Origin of the sequence: Vibrio sp. CyArs1, assembly GCF_022432925.1 — a bacterium.
GTDB classification, from domain to species: Bacteria; Pseudomonadota; Gammaproteobacteria; order Enterobacterales; family Vibrionaceae; genus Vibrio; species Vibrio mediterranei.
The window spans coordinates 89,632-109,711 of record NZ_JAKRBO010000002.1 but is presented as its reverse complement, the minus strand read 5'-3'; the positions used below and the strand labels follow the sequence as shown (position 1 = coordinate 109,711).

Below are 20,080 nucleotides of genomic sequence, written 5' to 3'. Positions count from 1 at the left end.
TGAGTCGCTTTTATCAGAACCATGATGGTAGTTTTATCGGATTTATTGATTATTAATTGCGGGCTGTACGCTTTGTGTAATATCTTCAAATTCAAACTTTCCATCATCTAACGCTTTCTTAATCTCGCTTTTTGCAGAAAAATCTAACGCAGCAAGATCCACTTTCTTAATTCGGCTGTCGTTCATCGTTTTGTAGTAGAGAACGCCATTGGTTTGGTCAACCACTGAAGTCCACTGAGTCGCGCTTGGTAGATCTGGGATATGCTCTCGATATTGCGGGCCAAACTCAGAGCCAATTGGAATATCGAAGTTATTCAATATATGAAAGGCTTGAGAAACTGCCTGTGCCAAGGTTTTGAGTTCAGGTGCAGTGGTGACATAAAATGCCGCTCGTACGAACCTAGAAGGCGGCGTAATGTCTCCAGGTAAGCCTAAGAACCCTGAACCGATACCGAATGATTTTGCCTCGACCTTTCCAAACTGCCGAGGAGCACTGGTTCCAGGTTGTAAGTGCAGGTAGTTGTTTAAGTTGGTCACCTGCCAAGGAAACGTTGGAGAGTTAGTCAGAACGCCTACTTCATTTTCGTAAATATGCACCTCTCCTTGGTTCATAATTTCAATCACAACACTTCGACCTGTTTTGTCCGTTACACGCCAATGCCCTGTTGGTGAAGGCTGTCCTTTAGCATCTAGATATACTGGCACGATATCTATAGATTTCATCGCGGTTATTACTTCATCGACAGTTTTAAATTGCGACAACATCCAACGTACAAAATCCATATCGGTAATGCTTTTCTGTCTTGCTTCCTCGTTGTACGGTTTTAGCGAACCGTACCCTTTGAAATAGAATAGTCCGGCACTCAACCCAGCCTCATTAACCCCTTCCCCAATAAACCGGTCATCACTTACTGATATACCAACAAAACCTAGGCGACTACCCCAACTGAATCCTTGTTTATGATCGGGCATAATCGACGTGAACTGGTGCTTTCTCGGAGAGATGATCAGTTTACTATTTAGATTACTCTCACCCCATTCAATAGTGCGAGCTTGTATGAAGTCGTTTCCGACCGTAGAAAGAGAAATGCCAGTACAAGCACTAGCAGGTACGATAACGCTAGCTGAAAGCACTATCGCAATTAACGTTTTTCTGAACATTTCAAACAACCTAAAAGTAAGGCTACACATTGTAGTGCTATGAGTGTAGACCTAGTTCTCTTAGTTGAAAATGGAAATTGCAATACGATGAAAAGAATTATCTTTTCAGTTACTTAATTGATATTTTAATCCACCAAAAGACTCTCTATTCGTACAATTTTAGATCACCAGGTACGAAAAAGGCGACCCAAGGTCGCCTTTTTACACACTTACACAGTTTTAGAAGATGTGAAGTGTAGCATTGATGGTAAAGCTATCTAGATCTTTGTCATCAAATTTGGTTTTAACGCCGTTAAAACGTTGCCAACTCGCACCAACAGAAAGCATATCAGTCACGAAGTACTCTGCACCTACACCGTACATAAAGTCTGTACCGCTGTCGCTGCCACTTAGACCATCTTTATAATCAGCGTTGTAGTAGTGTAAACCACCTTTAGCGTAAAGCTGTACTGGACCAATATCGATACTTGGTTTAAGTGCTGCGTACCAAGAACCTAGTTCTGCGTAACCTTTCTTGCCCTCGCTAGTACCGTCGAAGTTACCGTGTTTCCAGTAACCACCTTCAATACCGATGATAGGCAGAATACCAGTACCAACGTGGAAACCCATTGGGGTATCGCTGTTACCATTGTAGTCTGCACGACCAGCAGAAACACCACCATACAACCACGCATCAGCAAACGCTGACGTCGACGCACCAACAAGCGCAAGCGCTAAAAGTGTCTTTTTCATTTGTAACCTTCTTGTTTAATAAAATGCGGCGAGTCCAATGAAAGCCACCGCGGAGCTTTATATATCACACACTATATCGTAGGAGAATCCTTCTAGTTTTAATTTTCGGTAAAACTTTCTGAATTCTCATACGCTTAGAAGTTATATCTATCACATTTTTGTATAGAATCTATTTAGTTGGACACTTAGCAAGCGTCTATCGCATTCAATACGCGTTTATCGGACACTGGGTATGGCGTACCGAGCTGCTGAGCAAAATAACTCACGCGTAGCTCTTCTAGCATCCAGCGAATCTCTTTAACGTTTTCTGGTATTTTCATACCTTTTGGAATCTTGTTAAGTAACTCTTTGTAGTCTTGAGTGACGGATTCCACTTTTAGCATGTGCATGCGATCTCGATTTGGGTCAATCGGTAACTTCTCCATACGTTTCTCAATTGCTTTCAAGTAACGCAGAATATCCGGCAGTCGTTTCCAGCCACATTCGGTTGCGAAGCCTTTGAAAATCAATCCTTCGATTTGCGCTTTTATATCCGATAACGCGAATGCCATAGTCAAGTCTACGCGACCTTTTAGCTTTTTATTAATGTTGAACGCAGTCGTCAGGATTGTTTCCACTTGCTGTGCAATGTCTACAACTGTATCGCCCAACTCTCCACGCACATACTCTTTAAGTTGCTCAAATTTGTCTGCATCCCAAACTAAGCCACCTTGACCTTCGATAAGCTTATCGATACCGCACGCTATACAGTCATCAATTAAGTCTAACACTTTGCCATAAGGGTTGAAATAGAGACCCAGCTTAGATTTGTTCGGAAGATTGGTGTGCAGATATTTAATTGGAGACGGCACATTCAGTAGCAGCAAACGACGTTGCCCTTCTTTCATGACCTGCTCTTGTTCGACTTCCGTTTCAAACAACTTAATTTCAACGCTGTCTTTATTGTCCACCAGAGCAGGATAAGCTTTCACATCAAATCCACCGCGCTTTTGCGAATAAACTTTTGGCAGTTCACCAAAGCTCCAGGTATGCAAACCTTGCTGCTCAATGTCATCATCAGCAACTTTAGACAAAGTTTGTTGCACTTTGTCTTTCAGGCTTTCTTTCAACTCATAGAGATTGCGATTCTCTTTAAGCTTTCTATTGCGATGATCCACAGCACGGAAAGTAATTTTCAGGTGATCAGGAAGTTGTTCTAGATTCCAGTCGTCCCTTAATACTTCCACACCGGTCATGCGGCGAAGTTCTTTTTCCAATGCATCTAAAAGCGGTGCTTCCATTGGTGTGACACGAGCCAAGAATGCGTCTGCGTAGTTTGGCGCTGGAACAAAGTTCTTACGTAGTGTCTTTGGCAATGCTTTGATTAAGCTCACCACCAGTTCGTGTCGCAACCCTGGGATTTGCCAATCGAACCCTTCACTATCAATCTGGTTAAGGATAGGTAATGGGATATGCACTGTTACACCGTCACTATCTTCTCCAGGTTCAAACTGATAACTTAGCTTGAGTTTAAATCCACCTTGATGCCAGAAGTTAGGATAATCAAGATCGGTGACATGACTAGCGTCGCCCTTAAACAGCATCTCTTTTTCAAAATTAAGAAGCTCTTTGTTCTTCTGGCTTGCTTTCTTCCACCACGTATCAAAATGGCGCCCAGAAACAACTTCCGTACCTACACGTTGATCGTAGAAATCAAACAGCTCATCGTCGTCAACAAGAATATCCCGACGACGCGACTTGTGCTCAAGCTCTTCTACTTCTTGTAGTAGCTTTCTGTTTTGTTTGAAAAATGCGTGCTTGGTTTCCCAATCCCCTTCAACTAAGGCACTGCGCACAAACAGTTCGCGACTTAAAACTGGGTCAATCGCACCATAGTTAACCAATCGCTTCGGAACAATTGGTACTCCGTACAACATCACTTTTTCGTGTGCCATTACGGCTGCGCGTTTCTTAGACCAATGGGGTTCACTGTAGCTACGTTTGATTAGGTGTTTTGCTAGAGGCTCAATCCACTCTGGTTGAATTTTGGCGATAATACGTCCCCAGAGCTTAGAGGTTTCCACCAGCTCTGCCGACATAATCCACTTAGGTTGCTTCTTAAACAGACCTGAAGCCGGGAAGATATGGAATCGTGCGTTTCGAGCCCCTTGGTACTCATTTTTCTCTTGGTCTTTCACACCAATATGAGACAACAAGCCAACCAGTAAGGCAGTATGGACCGATTGGTAACTGCCTGGTTCTTGGTTGAGCTTTTCATCCATCTCACGCATGGCTTGATGTATTTGGAAGTAAACATCTTGCCACTCACGTACACGTAAGTAATTTAAATAGTCTTGCTTGCATTGCTTGCGGAATTGGTTTCCAGACAACGCTTTTTGTTGTTCTTGAATGTAATCCCATAGGTTTACAAACGTCAGGAAATCAGACTCTTTATCGAAAAAGCGCTTGTGTTTGTCGTCAGACGATTGCTGCTTGTCACTAGGACGTTCTCTTGGGTCTTGAATAGACAATGCAGAAGCGATAACCATGACTTCTTTTAAACATCCAAGTCTTGGTGCTTCTATCACCATTCGAGCCAAACGAGGGTCGATTGGCAGGCGAGCCAACTTACGACCAATTGAAGTTAAACGTTTCTTAGGATCTTTTGCTTTATCATTGATAGCACCTAACTCTTCAAGCAGACGTACACCGTCTTGGATATTGCGTTTATCAGGTGCTTCAACAAATGGGAAAGCTTCGATATCGCCCAACCCCAAAGCCGTCATTTGCAGAATGACCGACGCTAGGTTGGTTCTAAGAATTTCAGGATCAGTGAATTCTGGGCGTGATTCGAAATCTTCTTCCGAATACAGACGAATACAGATCCCCTCTTCTACACGGCCGCATCGACCTTTACGCTGGTTTGCACTTGCCTGAGAAACTGGCTCAATAGGAAGACGCTGAACCTTTGTGCGATAACTGTATCGACTAATGCGAGCGGTACCTGGGTCAATGACGTACTTAATTCCCGGAACAGTCAGAGATGTTTCAGCAACGTTAGTGGCGAGTACAATTCGTCGACCTGCATGTGGTTGGAAAATCTTATTCTGTTCGCCAGCGGATAATCGAGCGTACAATGGAACAATCTCAGTATCACGAAGGTTACGTTTTGCTAATGCATCCGCCGTATCACGAATCTCACGCTCACCGTTCATGAAAATCAGAATGTCACCAAGACCTTCATCACACAGTTCATCTACCGCTTCGAAAATACCTTCTAGCTGATCTCTATCGCCATCATCGTCCCCAGACAGAGGGCGATAGCGAGTTTCAACTGGGTATGTTCGTCCCGAGACCTCAATAATTGGCGCGTCATTGAAATGTTTTGAGAAACGCTCTGGATCGATGGTCGCTGAAGTGATGATGATTTTTAAATCAGGGCGTTTCGGGAGTAACTCACGTAAGTACCCCAGAATAAAGTCGATATTCAAACTACGCTCATGCGCTTCATCAATAATGATGGTGTCATATTGATTAAGAAAACGATCGTGTTGAATTTCAGCTAGTAAGATACCGTCTGTCATCAACTTCACTTGAGTATTCTCAGAAATCTGATCGTTAAATCGGACTTTATACCCAACGAACTCGCCGAGTGACGTCTCCATCTCTTCGGCAATACGATTTGCCACTGAGCGCGCAGCAAGTCGTCTAGGCTGTGTATGACCAATTAAGCCAAATTGTCCTCGACCTAATTCTGAGCAAATTTTTGGTAGCTGAGTCGTCTTACCTGAACCTGTTTCACCCGCCACAATAACCACTTGATTATTCTCAATGGCTTCGGCAATTTCATCTTTCTTCTGACTAACCGGAAGCTGCTCTGGGTAGTTGATGGTGGGTTTTGTAGCTGCGCGCTGTTGAGCAACCATCATCGATCGCGCAATATCGATAGCAATCTCGTCGAATACTGCAGATTGAGCTTCTGGTTTTTTAATTCTTGTTGCGCCTGCGATACGCTTACTCAAACGAAAGCGGTCGCGAATCATACAGTCTTTTAATGCTTTTTTAAGTGACTGTGGATTATTCGCTCGCACTTGCGACTGTTGATTGGAATTTTGAGAGGAAGTCAAAACGTTCCCTACTTAACTTTTTACTATTAAAAACTGGCCGGATTGTAGCACAGGTAGGAAATTCGCGTTAAGCCAGAAGGATACAAAAAAGCTCCGCAATGCGGAGCTTTCTGATTAGAAGTGGTATTGAAGATAGAAGGTGCTGTAGTTACTACCACCTTTGATTCGACCAAACTGGGACGAAGCTTCGAATATCGCACTGCGGTGATGCAGAGCATAACCCAACCATAACTCTTCAAGCTCTGGTTTACCGATAATAGAGCCTATGCTGATATCATAAGAAATATCAATGTAGTTCATAAGGTGACTCGCACGCTTCTCTTTCTTATCCATCTCTTGTTGTTCGATATAGGTAATGTTGTCGATATATGACAGGCCGTTACCCACACCTAAACGCATCTTCACTGGCCAGTTAAATGTGTAATATGCTTTGATAAGCGTGATAAATTCTGTACCAGAGCCTTGAACCTCAGAACTCCAGTGGTGAGCAATACCCGGACTCAAATAGATATCCAACGGCATACCAAACAACTCATCCGTTAATGGATGGCCATAAAATACTGATGTTACTTGGTTATTATACGGATCGCGCTTACCATTAAAGGTCAGGATATCACCCATGTCCGACGGTGACGCATAACCATGAGCTACACGCACATAAGGTTTAGCTCCGATATCACGACGTACTTGCTTCGCTTTTGATGTTGATTTTTTCTTCTCGTTGAAGAAACCAAAACCGAAATACACTTCGCCTTCAAAACGTTCTTTAATCACTGATGAATGATACGCTTGGTTATCTAGCATGCGAATATTAGTCGCACCTACAAGGTATAGGTTTGATACGACGTGGTATTTAGCATCAACGCCCATCGCATAGTCCATACCGCCACTTAGGCTATCTGTAGTGCCTCGGTATGTACCATAGTATTCGGTGTTAAAGTCAGCATCTTTATAACGTAGTGTAACGTTAGGACGTAATTCAAGGTCACCATAATCAAGCATACCTTGAAGTCTAAAGTTTGCATGATAACGGTTATGTCCGTCTGTCATTAGCTCAGTGTCGAAGTGCCAAGCGTCATCAAAGTTGTAACGCATTTGCAAACCATAATCCGCAGTGTCTCCCCCAACGGCATTTTGCTCGTCTGCTGGTATGTCGATAAAACGCATACGCGCAATGGCGTTAAGCTCTAACTCTTTGTCATCCGTTTTATAGAGGTGGGCGCCTGCCATAGTACCGTCTAGAAAGACATAGTCATTCTTAAAGAACATCATCGGAATAAAGGTACTAACGGAGGTATCACTTCCTTTGGTATCAAAAGGAATGTTCGCTGTACGCCACACTGCTGCAATGCCCCAATCCGCTTCTTGCGCTGACTCTTCTGCCAATACCACTGGTGCTGTACAAAGTGATGCTGCGGTCGCGAGCGCGAGATTTCTCTTTATCATGTCTTGCAGTTTCTCCAACTGGAATATGTTTACAATTAATAAGCTAAGGAGCACGTAATCACTATTTTGACTGATAGCCAAAATTCACACGCCATTTATCAAATAACCTAACAACAGCTACCTCAGTGAAGTAGAGTTGTATATTATGGGGTTAACGCATATTTTTATGTCACCACACTGTTATTTGCCTTATGGCTCAATAAATAACCAACAGTGATGGGTGTCATAGTTTCCACTATTTAGACGAATCGTGAAAGTAGAAAAGTTAAAAAAAATTCTCCAATCTTTGCCAAACGATCAACATATTGATGTCGTCACAGGTGAGACATGGCTTCCAGAACGACTTTTGAGTGCCAAAGTCGATAATGACTTGTTATTCTTAGAGTTCGACAACGCTCCTGACGAAGCGGAAGATACATTTGAAGGTCGAGGATTTGTTGAGCATGAAATAGAGCTAGTTCGTGAGCGATTAGCTCAGATGATCGACCAAAGCAACAATAAAGAGCATCTTTTGAATGCTTTGACTGCTTTTTTCCTAATCGGTCATGAAACGAGTAGCTCAGAGTTTGTCGAATTGCTTGAGCAAATGAATGAAGCTACGACAGCATCAGAGCACCCAGCACTGGAACATTCCTAGAAAGTAAGTAGAAAGAACGCCTCATGAAAAAGCTCAATCCTGTGTTGGCAGGACCAATATTACGTCGCACTAACCCTCAGCATATCACCCTATGGTTGGCGACCTCATTGTGTCCTTCAAACCTTCAACTTGCGATCAATAACGATGATGTGATTTCCTACAGTGATTTTGATTCTGAGCAGGTCTACAAAATAAGCAACAAGCTATGGATCATTCAGTTCCACACTAATCTTTTAACGTCTCAGACTGGCCGCCTAGGTTATAACGTGGTTTGGCGAGAATCCAAGAGCAGCGTTCTTAATGACAACATGTTCTATTCATCGTCATCTTGGATAGACATCATATTGTCAGATAAGTCTGATCATATTCTTCACGGTTCATGTAGAAACCCACATCATCATAGTGAAGACAGCCTGCTTCAAGTTGATTCATTGCTCGATCAGTTAGCGAATTCTACAAAAGACGATGATCGACCAGACCTTTTGTTACTTACTGGCGACCAAATCTACGCTGATCATGTTGCCGGTCCCATGTTGGTGGCTATCCATAAAGTTATCAAATTACTTGAGTTACCTAATGAGTCATTTATTGGTGCGCCTGTCGAAAATGCAGATGAACTCTACCATTGTACCAACGCTCTCTACTCCAGAGATCAAATACTCCCCCATTACCAAGATGAGACTCATCGTCTAAAGGGTCTGATTAACAAAAATGACACGCCTATTTTCAGCTCTAGAGAATGCGAAAATCATCTGATTAGCTTCTCAGAATTTTTGGCAATGTACTTGCTTAATTGGTCTCCTGTACTCTGGGATGCTATTCAGTTTAACCAACTGCGTCCCAATGATGGTTCTGAAAACCAACCTTTGTTAGAGAAAGACCAACCTCTTTGGAACAGGGAAAAAGCAGAGCTCGATAAATTTGTCGCTGGCTTACCGAAGGTCAGGCGAGTTATGGCGCATGTCCCAAGTTATATGATTTTTGATGATCACGACGTAACCGACGATTGGAACCTAACTGTTGGCTGGGAAAAAGCAGCTTACGAGAACGCGTTTTCTAAGCGAATAATAGGTAACGCTCTATTGTCCTATCTACTGTGCCAAGCTTGGGGTAATACGCCAGTTCAGATGAAGAGTGACTGGCGACACAGTTTGGTTGGGCTGTTCTCTTATGCCAACGCAAACAAAATCATCGCGCAAGACCAACACGATGACTTAATTACGCAATTGCTGCGATACGAGAAGTGGCATTTTAGTCTTGATTCATCACCTAAAGTAGTGGTTCTTGATACTCGCACACGACGCTGGCGTTCCGAGTCCAATCTAAATAAACCATCTGGTCTAATGGACTGGGAAGCGATGGTCGAATTTCAACAAGAGCTCATCGGTCTAGACTCTGTTGTTGTCGTATCTCCCGCACCTATGTTTGGTGTGAAATTTATAGAAACACTACAAAGTATGGCGACAAAAATGGGTAATCCACTAATTATTGATGCTGAAAACTGGATGGCTCATCCTGGAAGCGCCAATACTCTACTGTCTATTTTTACCCATACTAAGACACCTAAGAACTTTGTCATTTTGTCGGGTGACGTACACTACTCCTTCGTCTACGACGTCAAACTTCGTTATAAGCAGACGGACTCGCACATTTACCAAATAACCTGTAGTGGAATAAAGAATGAGTTTCCAGAACCACTACTGACGATTTGTGACACACTCGATAAATGGCTTTATTCACCGCGTTCACCGCTCAACTTGTTTACTAAGCGTAAGCGTTTAAAGATCTTCAAACGTAAGCCAGAACCAAGTCACCATAATCGACTGGTCAATAAAAGTGGTATCGGAAAGGTACGATTGGATGATGAAGGCAAACCTATCGAGATATCGGTCCTTCATGGAGATGGTACAAAAACCACATTCCCTGAAACTAATTCCGAAAGCTAAACTCTAAATACTTGTGATCTGGCTCAACAATCACTATGTATTATAAATAAGCAATAAAATCAGGTAACGCCATGTTTAATTCCATTACTTCAATGTTTAAACAACTTATTGAAGGCGATGACTTATCTAACAACAAGTCAATTAGCCCTAACCTTGCTATCGCTGCACTGCTTTGCGAAGTGTCTAATGCCGATTATCAAGTGGAAGAGGAAGAAGAAAAAGCCAAGCTATCTTTAATTGAACGACTGTTAGGACTTGATGAAACAGAGTCGAAAACTCTGTTGGTTCAAGCGCAAGAACAAACCAAGAACTCAGCGTCTTTGTACGACTTTACCTCAAGCTTGAGAGAATTGAGTCAGGAGAAGCGCTTTGACTTAATCAAAGCCATGTGGGAAGTTGCCAACGCAGACGGAGTTATTGACCCGCTGGAAGATGCAGTGATTCGTAAAGTAGCAGAGCTCCTCTATGTTGATCACAGCGAGTTTATCCGAGCTAAGATTCAAGTCACTGACAAGTAGCGCCACACGTTATAAGCACAAAAAAGCCGAGCAGAGAGTATTTCTGATCGGCTTTTGTCATTCTTGGTCAGCGAGTTACAGCATGGTCAATGCCAATTTAGCAAGGTTATACGCATCAACATAGCCCGAGTGCTGTCTACCTTCCCACTCTATTCCTTGGCTTTCTTGTGCCGCTTTGTGACCAATACGCTTATCTTTAAGTCGATTCTGTATGCGATATAAGGTCGCTAGATTAACAAACTCTTTGAATGGCATTTCGATGCCTTTCGATTGACATTCTTCGAGTAAGATAATGTCGTCTCGGCCCCATGAGGCATAAATTTTGTTAGGCCCACCAAAATTTTTAACCATCGACTGAATCACAGACGCTAGTGGACGCCCCTGCTTTTCTACTTTACGTGGTGTTATACCGGTAAGCTCTGTACAAAATAACGACACCTTATCAGTTTCAGGCTTAACGTAATATTGTGCTCGCTTCACTACTTCTTGTTTAACTAAATCTATTTCTGCTAGCCCTACTTCAATTATCTCGCCAGTCGTGCCAACACCGTCGACATTCCAACAACACATTTCAAGATCAAAACAAACGACACGATTATAATTCATAGGGATTTTAAGATTAGTTAAACGAACCGTCGGATTGTAACGTATCAAACGTCAAACCTCGACAGTTCTCCATTCAATCGCTAAAAAATCAAGCAACCATTGCTCTGTTCCTGCCTTTATCTTTGCTTCTATATAATAAATCATCAGCACGGTTCATGAGTTTCTCCAAGGACTCTCCTCTAAATACGGACGCACCTATACTCAGTGTACAAACAAAGTTTGGATCGATGGTGTCCCATTTCATAAAGGAAATATCTTCACACACTTCGTTTAGATAAATGTTGAGTAACTCTTCGTCAACACAACGACTTATCACAGCAAACTCATCGCCGCCGAGTCTGAACAGCATATCATCGGGATACAGTTGCGCTTTTATATACGCAGCAACTTGCATCAAGATTTCATCACCAGAAACGTGACCATATTTATCGTTAATTTGCTTAAACTTATCAATATCAATAATGACTAAAGAAAATGGCTTATTGCATGAAATATGGTAATCCGCTAACCGATTGAATGCGCGTCGATTGTACACTTCCGTTAAAGGGTCTCGCTCTACTAAGTATTGCAAGTCACGCGTTCTGCGACTGACCAACTTGGTCAATCTTCGTTGTTCACGCAGCATTAACTGAACCACGTAAGCCAATAGAATCGAAATGATAAAACCGCCTGAAGCAACACATAGGAGAATAAAACTGTCATTCTGTGAAATTTCTGAATCGTGTTTAAACTGAATATTCCACTGTCGATCATAAAGATCCACAATGATGCTCTTTATATCCCCAGACAACGTTTGCCACGCTGGATTCTCATACATAATGGGGTCATCTTCGGCATCAAACCCTAAATCCACAACTTGAATACCCACTTCTTTACCGATGGAGGTTCGAGAAACAATCTGCTCGAAATATGCGGTTGTCCGAACAACTCCAATAACCACTCCACGTAATGAGTTATCACCGACCTCGAATACTGGGTGGTAAACTAGCATTCCTTGTTTCGGTAACGAACGATCAAACCCGTCCTGTAATAGGCGAATCTTATCTGACAAACTCGGCTCTCCGGTTTCCAGTGTGCTGCGAATCACTCGTCTAACACGCTCTCGGGAAGAGTAGTACCCCAATGCACGTAAGTTGGCTTCATTAACAGGATAGACATCACTTGCCACATAAATAGGCTCATCATTTTCAAGGATATAACCATCTTGGCGAGGTTCGTCTTTAGGTACCGTATATATTTGATAACTTGGAAAGTGTTGCTTGACTCGCTCTACGTGCGACTCAATCTGCTCAGGATACACCTTCTTCATCCATTGCATAGCTATCAAACTTTTTGAATCTGCTAGCAATGGAGCGACAAAAGTGGAGAAATTATCCCACGTTGGTGGTTGAGTTGCGTGATAGAAACTAGCTCCTGCGCCAATAAAAGCAACGTCCAACATGACAAGTTCTTTTATATTCTCTGCTTGGTTTTGAGCTAAGAACTCAAAATTAGAATCGGAAAGTTGTTTTTGTCCTTTATATACAAGATGTGTAATGAAAATCGTTAATACCAATCCGAGAATTAGTACTAACACGGAGTACCGCTTGACACCACGGTCCTCTTTGCTTAAGCCTGTAACCATATATATTGTCCTAACTGGTTATAGTTTTATTAGTGTTACCAGTTTTTATATTTGTATTAAATATTATTAGCCATGTGATATAAGTATCGAAAATACAATACCTTACCTTTTACTGTTAAATCTTACACAGCTCTGACATGGACAAAAGTTACAGTGTTAAAAAAAACAGCGAAGATCACCTAAATTTGTAAAATCGTCATTATCTGCTGAATTCTTCGCCAAAAAACTCACTTTGTAATGACATTATTGCGAAACCATCGCGCTATGAGCCTTGATTATGCTAGACTTCGCCCCAAAATTAACAACTAATGACTGACACATAGAGAAACTCCTATGAACATCGATCTAAATGTTATCCCAACTACTTTCGACATGTTGCACGCTGGCCTAGCGGCTTCTAGCGTTTTGTTGCTTGCCATCGCGGTATCACGCAAAAGCAAAGTCGTTGAAAAAGTGGTCGAAAAACCAGTAGAGAAGATCGTCGAGGTTGAAAAGCCAGTAGAAAAAATCGTTGAAGTTGAGAAAGTCGTTGAAGTCGAAAAAGTCGTGGAAAAAGTTGTAGAAGTAGAATCTAAACTTGCGACTGCTTCTACCGATTCTGCGATGCAGCTTCTGTCTTTGATGCAGCAAGAAGCTCGCATGGTCGATTTCCTGCAAGAAGACCTAACTTCATTCTCCGATGAAGAAGTGGGTGCAGCAGCTCGTGTTGTCCATTCTGGCGGTAAAAAAGTGATCACCGAGTACTTTGCTTTGTCTCCAATTCGCAGTGAAGACGAAGAAACTCGCGTAACAATCGAAGAAGGCTTTGATTCGCAATCTGTTCGCCTAACCGGCAACGTAACAGGTAATGCACCATTCTCAGGCACACTAATTCATAAAGGTTGGAAAGCCGACAAAGTGACTCTGCCTAAGTTGTCTGAGAACTACAACGCATCTGTCATCGCACCAGCAGAGGTAGAGCTATAATGGATCTATCAACGCACGAACAGAATCAGCCATCTGCTCATTACAGTGTAGGTATCGACTTAGGTACTACACACTGTGTTATGTCGTTTCTTGATACGACAAACGAGTCCGCGCAAGTGGCAGTAGTTTCTATTCCACAGCTTACAGCGCCAGGTACTGTAGAATCTTTCAAACAACTAGGTTCATTTCTATATCAACCTCATGAGCACGAGATGGGACAAGGCTCCCGCACTCTGCCATGGACAAGTGAGCCAAAGGCTCTGGTTGGTGCCGTTGCTCGAAACCTTGGTTCAAAAACACCTATTCGTCTCGTAGCGAGTGCTAAATCTTGGCTGTGTCACGGCGGTGTGAACCGACGTGAGAGCTTTCTTCCACAAGGCAGTCCAGAAGAAGTCACCAAAGTGTCTCCTCTTCGTGCGACTGAGCTGTATCTAGAGCACTTGAAGGATACATGGAATCACAAACACCCTGAGCATAAGCTCGAGGACCAAGACGTAACCATAACCGTCCCGGCTTCTTTTGATCCTGCGGCGCGCGATCTTACTGCAGAAGCAGCACGTAACGTTGGATTATCACACCTAACCCTTCTTGAAGAGCCTCAAGCAGCCTTATATAGCTGGATTGACAACAGCGAGGATAAATGGCGTGATGAAGTCAATGTTGGCGATGTAGTGTTAGTAGTCGATGTCGGTGGTGGTACCACAGACTTATCTTTAGTCGCAGTAACAGAACAAGATGGTAACCTGAATCTTGAACGTGTTGCTGTTGGTGAGCATATTCTGCTTGGTGGCGACAATATGGACCTTGCTTTAGCTTATCGCCTAAAGATGAAGCTAGCGCAAGATGGTAAAGAATTGCAACCGTGGCAAGTTCAAGCAATGACTCATGCTTGCCGCGACGCTAAAGAAGCCTTACTAAATGATTCTGAGCTTCAAGCAGTGCCGATTGTTGTCCCTAGTCGTGGCTCTAAGTTACTAGGCGCAACACTGAAAACTGAATTGACCCAACAGGAAGTTCAACAAACTCTTGTAGACGGTTTCTTCCCACAAGTGGGCATTCAAGATCATCCGGTTCAACGTGCTCGCGGTGCATTAACGCAAATGGGCCTTCCTTACGCACAAGATGCGGCGATTACTCGCCATATTGCTGCGTTCTTGAGCCGCCAAAGCAACGCAACAGAGAACGCCTTTGCAGGTATTCCTGGCATGCAACCAGCACCTGAGTTCGTCAAGCCAACAGCCTTGCTCTTTAACGGCGGTGTCCTTAAATCGAAACTACTCTCTGATCGTTTGTTCAACACCATTAACGCGTGGCTTGAAACTGCGGGCTCAGACAAGGCAAAAATGCTTTCTGGCCTAGACTTAGATCTTGCCGTTGCAAGTGGTGCAGCTTATTACGGTAGCGTTCGACGTGGTCAAGGTGTTCGAATTCGCGGCGGTATTGCCTCGAGTTACTACATCGGCATTGAAAGTGCGATGCCTGCGATCCCGGGAATGGCTCCTCCAATGGAAGCCCTTTGTGTTGCACCGTTCGGTATGGAAGAAGGCAGTAGTGTTCAAGTCCCTAGTCAAGAATTTGGACTTGTCATTGGTCAACCTGTTCATTTCCAATTCTTCGGTTCAACTACCCGCCGTGATGATGAGGCAGGAGTTCATCTTGACTTTTGGCAACCAGAAGAGCTTGAAGAACTTCCAGAAATTCAAGTTACCTTGCCAGTATCAGAAGGCCGCAGCGTTGGCGAAGTGGTTCCTGTGACACTATCATCGCGCGTTACTGAACTTGGCACTCTATATCTGGAAGCCATCGCTTCGGATAATGGCCAAAAATGGCACGTTGAATTTGACGTCCGCGAAGACGCATAACAATAATTAAATGACAAAACGGCACATTATGTGCCGTTTTTTATCGCTAATCCCAGTCTTTATTAAGACCTAACTGGAGCATGTCATGGCATCCTCACAATATCTGGTCGGTATCGATTTAGGTACAACCAATACGGTTGTCGCATTCTGTGAAATTCAAGACGACCTCTCTAACTCTCCGGTCGAATTGTTTGAAATCGACCAACTCGTTGGCCCGGGCGAAGTAGTGCGTAAACCACTACTACCCTCTTTCCGTTATCATCCAGCAGCTCAGCAAGTGTCCGAAGCGGACCTCACTCTCCCATGGGAAAATCAATCGGTCGATGGTGATCTGAAAAATATCATCATTGGTGAATGGGCGAGAGAGTTGGGTGCAAAAGTTGAAGGCCGACAGGTCTCAAGTGCAAAGAGTTGGCTATCGCACACTGCAGTTGATCGTGAAGACGACATTCTACCGTGGGCCGGCGCGCATGATGTCGAAAAAGTGTCGCCAGTCATCGCCAGCGCAAGCTATCTCAACCATATTCGTCAGGCATGGAACCACCGCCATCACTACAACAAACTTGAAGATCAAGATGTAGTCATTACGGTTCCAGCTTCCTTTGATGAAACCGCAAGGAAGCTCACCCTACAAGCCGCAAAATTGGCAGGACTACCAAAAGTCCACCTGTTAGAAGAGCCACAAGCCGTTTGTTATGACTGGTATGCGAGACACAAAGATACCGCAGCACAAGAGTTGGCCCAAGTACCGCTTATTCTGGTATGTGATGTTGGCGGTGGTACTACTGACTTAAGTTTGATTGAAGCTAAACACGACAATGACGAACTAACACTGAATCGAATCGGTGTCGGCGAACACCTTATGTTAGGTGGTGATAATCTTGATCTGGCACTTGCACATATGGCTGAGCAGCGCTTTAACGAGGCTAAAAAGCTTAACGCGGCTAGTCTTACCAAGCTGATTCAGCAAACTCGCAAGGCAAAAGAGGCGTTGCTGTCTGAAAATGCTCCAAATGACATGAAAATCACTATGTTGGGTAGTGGTTCTCGTTTAATCGGTGGCACGAAAAGCATCGCTCTTACCAAACAAGAAGTGCATCAAATAGCTTTAGAAGGCTTCTTTCCGACCACGAAGTTTGGTGAGCTACCTGACAAGAAACGAAGCGCTGTCGTTGAATTTGGACTGCCTTACGTTTCCGACCCTGCGGTAAGTAAGCATGTCTCCGAGTTCTTGCATTTGCACCAAGAGGTTGCGAAAGACGCCTTAGGCGATCAAAGTGACCCAGCGATTCCTGTTGGCCTGCTACTCAATGGTGGTGTTTTCAACAGCGACTTGGTCACACGTCGCGTGGTCGATATCGTTGAAAATTGGAAAGGTTCTGCTGTTTCTTTACTCTCTAACCCACATCCAGATTGGTCTGTTGCGCTTGGTGCTGTCGCTTTTGCAAAAGCACGTCGTGGTGCACAGCTTAAAATTGGTGGTGGTAGTGCCCGTTCCTACTTCCTACACCTACAAGAAAAGAACAAACTTGGCCAAGCTTTATGTTTATTGTCCAAAGGTACAGATGAAGGGCAAGAAATTCGTCTGACTGGTCGTCGATTTGCGCTAACTCTGGGTGAACCTGTTCGATTTAACCTTCTTACTTCAACCCATGATTACTTTGGCGAGCATCAAAAAGTACAGAACGGGTTAATGGTTCAAATCGACCCCGATCAGTTCGCACCGTTGCCTCCATACATCAATACGTTACAGGGTAATGATTCTCAGCTCGCTGCCAATCAAAAAGAACGAGTTGAAGTTCAGCTCGCTTGTCAATTAACCGAGGTTGGTACGCTTAAGATTGAATGTGTAAGCACTGAGGATGATGCTCAGCGATGGGCGCTTGAATTTGAAGTTCGAAATCAGCAGGCACAAGAAGAAACGGTCACCGCTCATCCTGGGCTGGAGCCAAGCAAAGATTTGATTTCACGTTTGTATAGTGGCAACAAAAACAGCGCTGACAGCAAAGAAATCAAGCTGCTCTCCAAAACACTTGAGAAAAACCTTGGTAAGAAAGATGACTGGGATTTCTATACCTTACGTTCTCTAGTTGACAGTTTTTCACTGGGTCGCAAACGTCGTCGTCGTTCTGAACAACACGAAAAGAATTGGCTTCGCTTAACAGGCTTTTGTATGCGCCCTGGTTTTGGTGATGCGACTGACTCATGGCGGATGGAACAAATCTGGGGGTTGTACCAACAAGGTATTCAGTTCCAGAATGCACAAGGTTGGAGTGATTGGTGGACTTTCTGGCGTCGTGTCTCAGGCGGTCTAAATGAAGAACAGCAGGAAGTAATATTAGGAGGGATCGCCAAATACTTACATCCTGGTGCGATGAAGAATGCCAAAACATTCCAAGGAGCCAAGGATAAAGGCTATGAGGCCATGGTTCGTTTATCGGCAAGCTTAGAGAACTTGTACGTTGATGACAAAGTTCTGTTAGCTACTTGGTATCTCAGCAAGGCCCTCAACCAGTCTCAGTTCGAACAAGCACACTGGTGGGCATTAGGCAGACTTGCCTCTCGTACACCACTCTACGGCAGCCAACATAACGTGATATCGCGGGAACAAATTGAACAATGGCTACCAAAACTTCTTGAGCAAGACTGGCTAAAAGAACCAATGATAGGCTTTGCCTGTGTCCTGATGTGCCGTAAAACCGGCGACCGCTCTCTAGATATTTCTGATGACTATCGGGCACAGGTCCTAGATAAGCTGAAAGCGTCGAAAGCATCTTCTAGTTGGCATGAATTGGTTTCCGAGGTCAAAACACTGTCGGAATCTGATTCTAAAAAGTTATTTGGTGATGCCCTACCAGTTGGTTTGCGACTTATCAATCAATAAAGCAGCGACACAGTTTGCTATGGTTTGGAACACTTTGGCACAAATAGGTAAGTAATATCGGCTATTCCAAGCTAATTTTCGTTAAGGCGTATACATTGCGCCTTAACGATGATTATCACTCCTCATAATAGCGGAAACCTAATAATGAAAAATCGAGTCATTGAGTATCAGCCATTAGGCATCGGTGCTTGGGTAAGAATTGAAGTCACAGTTGAAGTCGCCGATGTTCTTGCTAAAGAATATACAGGTTACGGATGGCCAGTCAGAGTGTATAGCTACATCTACGATGGAAATTAAAAAAAGAGCTCATATGAGCTCTTTTTTTAGATAGCGACTCGTAACCTTAGGCCGATAATCCAAGTACTATCTTTATCAGAAAACGCAGGGTTCTTTATATACTGTAAGTCTGGTGTGACTTGAATATAGTCATTCACAGCCCAGTTATAATATAGCTCTGAGGTAATTTGATTGTCTAAACCACGCCCAAACGCTTCATTGACTTCACTCCAGTTTACGGCGAAACCCAAATTACTCGTTGCATTACCCAAACCAAAGTAGCCGATACCTGCGCTGATAGAAGTATCATACAAGGCTACATCTCCGCTTGAGAACCCTCCTCGAATAAATGGCATCAACTGCGCTGTCGCAAAATAGCTCGCTGAAAAGTTGATACCACGGCCGTTTTGATCGCTATAGGTTGTACTACCATCTGGCAAGGTAATAGTTGACAAGTTATGCCTTGTACCACCATCAATATTCCATGCTGTGACATGTACGTTATCGGTATAAATTTGCTCTTGAGAAGCGGTCCAACCAAACTCTAACGTTGTAAAAAGTTTACTGTCGTCAAAGAAAGAATTAAATGGGTCACTAGAGTCACCGTTAGCATCGGCTACCCCACCAATCAGATAAAAATTGTCAGTCAACATATGACCTACGGCTAATCCAAGTACACCATCATCAGGCAAGCCAATTGCGCCTCCTCCTGTGCTAAAGGCCAGGTTAGTAAATCCCGTCCAAGGGCTCGCAAGAGCATAAGTATCGACGTAATCGGTGGTATCTAGATACCCAAGCATGAGTGACGTTCTACCCTGGTTTAACTTTTGTTTCCAATACAAGTTAGTGAGACGACTGCCTTGGTCAGAATACGCAGGCCCTATCATACCGACATAGCCGACACCATCAGGTAGACTGGGAGTAACATTGCCGATAAACGAAAACTCTTTAGGTGAAAGGTCGGTGTACTTATGTCTGTGCTCTACTTTCCATACCAGTCCACCAACATTACCCGAATCTAGGCCAACTAAGTTCCAACTCCCATAGAAACGAAACACACCAGCGGCGGCGTTATTCTCGCCTCCTGTCACGGTGTCCGAAGCACGAAGCCCCAGTGATTGATAATCTAAGCCAAATGTAAGATTTTGATTTTGCTCTAACGATTCTCTCCAGTTCAATTTTGGGTTTGGCTTTGTCTTGAGAGTGTTATCGACTGAGTCCGGGCTCCCAAAATCGGCACCAATGGCTATTTTGGGGACGAGCGACGCAAAGATCGCAGCTAAAGCAACACTTGATAGAAGGGTTTTAGTCATCAT

14 protein-coding genes are annotated in these 20,080 nt (G+C 43.6%); 7 read left to right on the top strand and 7 right to left on the bottom strand.

Features of this window, described 5'->3' with window-relative positions:
- Positions 1–42: 42 nt before the first annotated feature.
- From MMA19_RS07165 to MMA19_RS07150, 4 genes are all read right to left on the bottom strand, one after another.
- Positions 43–1,161 carry a choloylglycine hydrolase family protein gene (locus MMA19_RS07165; protein ID WP_240205881.1) on the bottom strand — a complete coding sequence of 373 codons (1,119 nt, stop codon included), beginning with the start codon at positions 1,159–1,161 and terminating at the stop codon, positions 43–45.
- 219 nt (positions 1,162–1,380) lie between these two features.
- Positions 1,381–1,893: a porin family protein gene (locus MMA19_RS07160; protein ID WP_006071435.1), complete on the bottom strand. Its 513-nt coding sequence runs from the start codon at positions 1,891–1,893 to the stop codon at positions 1,381–1,383.
- A 185-nt stretch (positions 1,894–2,078) separates the two neighbouring features.
- On the bottom strand, positions 2,079–5,963 hold the full coding sequence (gene hrpA / locus MMA19_RS07155) for an ATP-dependent RNA helicase HrpA (RefSeq protein WP_261359886.1): 3,885 nt from the start codon (positions 5,961–5,963) through the stop codon (positions 2,079–2,081).
- 150 nt (positions 5,964–6,113) lie between these two features.
- Positions 6,114–7,445: a MipA/OmpV family protein gene (locus MMA19_RS07150; RefSeq protein ID WP_031494492.1), complete on the bottom strand. Its 1,332-nt coding sequence runs from the start codon at positions 7,443–7,445 to the stop codon at positions 6,114–6,116.
- 250 nt (positions 7,446–7,695) lie between these two features.
- Here MMA19_RS07150 and MMA19_RS07145 point away from each other — a divergent pair, with 250 nt between their 5' ends.
- The 3 genes from MMA19_RS07145 (at position 7,696) to MMA19_RS07135 (ending at position 10,546) form a co-directional block, all read left to right on the top strand.
- Complete coding sequence (locus MMA19_RS07145; protein WP_240205880.1) at positions 7,696–8,082, top strand: hypothetical protein; 387 nt, start codon at positions 7,696–7,698, stop codon at positions 8,080–8,082.
- Between the two features lie 23 nt (positions 8,083–8,105).
- Entirely contained in the window at positions 8,106–10,028 is a 1,923-nt protein-coding gene (locus MMA19_RS07140; RefSeq protein WP_240205879.1) for an alkaline phosphatase D family protein, read from the top strand.
- Between the two features lie 71 nt (positions 10,029–10,099).
- Positions 10,100–10,546 (top strand): TerB family tellurite resistance protein, encoded by a 447-nt coding sequence (locus MMA19_RS07135; protein WP_006071430.1) that lies wholly within the window; start codon positions 10,100–10,102, stop codon positions 10,544–10,546.
- A gap of 75 nt (positions 10,547–10,621) precedes the next feature.
- On the opposite strand, the gene MMA19_RS07130 is transcribed toward MMA19_RS07135, so the two are convergent.
- On the bottom strand, positions 10,622–11,152 hold the full coding sequence (locus MMA19_RS07130) for a 3'-5' exonuclease (protein WP_006071429.1): 531 nt from the start codon (positions 11,150–11,152) through the stop codon (positions 10,622–10,624).
- Between the two features lie 88 nt (positions 11,153–11,240).
- On the bottom strand, positions 11,241–12,776 hold the full coding sequence (locus MMA19_RS07125; protein ID WP_006071428.1) for a sensor domain-containing diguanylate cyclase: 1,536 nt from the start codon (positions 12,774–12,776) through the stop codon (positions 11,241–11,243).
- 333 nt (positions 12,777–13,109) lie between these two features.
- Here MMA19_RS07125 and MMA19_RS07120 point away from each other — a divergent pair, with 333 nt between their 5' ends.
- From MMA19_RS07120 to MMA19_RS07105, 4 genes are all read left to right on the top strand, one after another.
- Positions 13,110–13,742 (top strand): DUF2760 domain-containing protein, encoded by a 633-nt coding sequence (locus MMA19_RS07120; protein WP_006071427.1) that lies wholly within the window; start codon positions 13,110–13,112, stop codon positions 13,740–13,742.
- Complete coding sequence (locus MMA19_RS07115; protein ID WP_124941149.1) at positions 13,742–15,604, top strand: Hsp70 family protein; 1,863 nt, start codon at positions 13,742–13,744, stop codon at positions 15,602–15,604. The genes MMA19_RS07120 and MMA19_RS07115 overlap by 1 nt, the downstream gene beginning before the upstream one ends.
- 85 nt (positions 15,605–15,689) lie before the next feature.
- Positions 15,690–18,488, top strand: a complete 2,799-nt coding sequence (locus MMA19_RS07110; protein ID WP_124941148.1) for an Hsp70 family protein — start codon at positions 15,690–15,692, stop codon at positions 18,486–18,488.
- A 144-nt stretch (positions 18,489–18,632) separates the two neighbouring features.
- Positions 18,633–18,785 carry a hypothetical protein gene (locus tag MMA19_RS07105; protein WP_006071423.1) on the top strand — a complete coding sequence of 51 codons (153 nt, stop codon included), beginning with the start codon at positions 18,633–18,635 and terminating at the stop codon, positions 18,783–18,785.
- Positions 18,786–18,811: 26 nt separating this feature from the next.
- On the opposite strand, the gene MMA19_RS07100 is transcribed toward MMA19_RS07105, so the two are convergent.
- Complete coding sequence (locus MMA19_RS07100; RefSeq protein ID WP_240206166.1) at positions 18,812–20,077, bottom strand: carbohydrate porin; 1,266 nt, start codon at positions 20,075–20,077, stop codon at positions 18,812–18,814.
- Positions 20,078–20,080 lie beyond the last annotated feature (3 nt).

What these genes read in the sequence shown, in the direction of transcription:
- MMA19_RS07165 (WP_240205881.1), bottom strand. Translation starts at nt 1,161, where the DNA reads ATGTTCAGAAAAACGTTAATTGCGATAGTGCTTTCAGCTAGCGTTATC.
- MMA19_RS07160 (WP_006071435.1), bottom strand. Translation starts at nt 1,893, where the DNA reads ATGAAAAAGACACTTTTAGCGCTTGCGCTTGTTGGTGCGTCGACGTCA.
- MMA19_RS07150 (WP_031494492.1), bottom strand. Translation starts at nt 7,445, where the DNA reads ATGATAAAGAGAAATCTCGCGCTCGCGACCGCAGCATCACTTTGTACA.
- MMA19_RS07140 (WP_240205879.1), top strand. Translation starts at nt 8,106, where the DNA reads ATGAAAAAGCTCAATCCTGTGTTGGCAGGACCAATATTACGTCGCACT.
- MMA19_RS07135 (WP_006071430.1), top strand. Translation starts at nt 10,100, where the DNA reads ATGTTTAATTCCATTACTTCAATGTTTAAACAACTTATTGAAGGCGAT.
- MMA19_RS07130 (WP_006071429.1), bottom strand. Translation starts at nt 11,152, where the DNA reads ATGAATTATAATCGTGTCGTTTGTTTTGATCTTGAAATGTGTTGTTGG.
- MMA19_RS07125 (WP_006071428.1), bottom strand. Translation starts at nt 12,776, where the DNA reads ATGGTTACAGGCTTAAGCAAAGAGGACCGTGGTGTCAAGCGGTACTCC.
- MMA19_RS07120 (WP_006071427.1), top strand. Translation starts at nt 13,110, where the DNA reads ATGAACATCGATCTAAATGTTATCCCAACTACTTTCGACATGTTGCAC.
- MMA19_RS07115 (WP_124941149.1), top strand. Translation starts at nt 13,742, where the DNA reads ATGGATCTATCAACGCACGAACAGAATCAGCCATCTGCTCATTACAGT.
- MMA19_RS07110 (WP_124941148.1), top strand. Translation starts at nt 15,690, where the DNA reads ATGGCATCCTCACAATATCTGGTCGGTATCGATTTAGGTACAACCAAT.
- MMA19_RS07105 (WP_006071423.1), top strand. Translation starts at nt 18,633, where the DNA reads ATGAAAAATCGAGTCATTGAGTATCAGCCATTAGGCATCGGTGCTTGG.
- MMA19_RS07100 (WP_240206166.1), bottom strand. Translation starts at nt 20,077, where the DNA reads ATGACTAAAACCCTTCTATCAAGTGTTGCTTTAGCTGCGATCTTTGCG.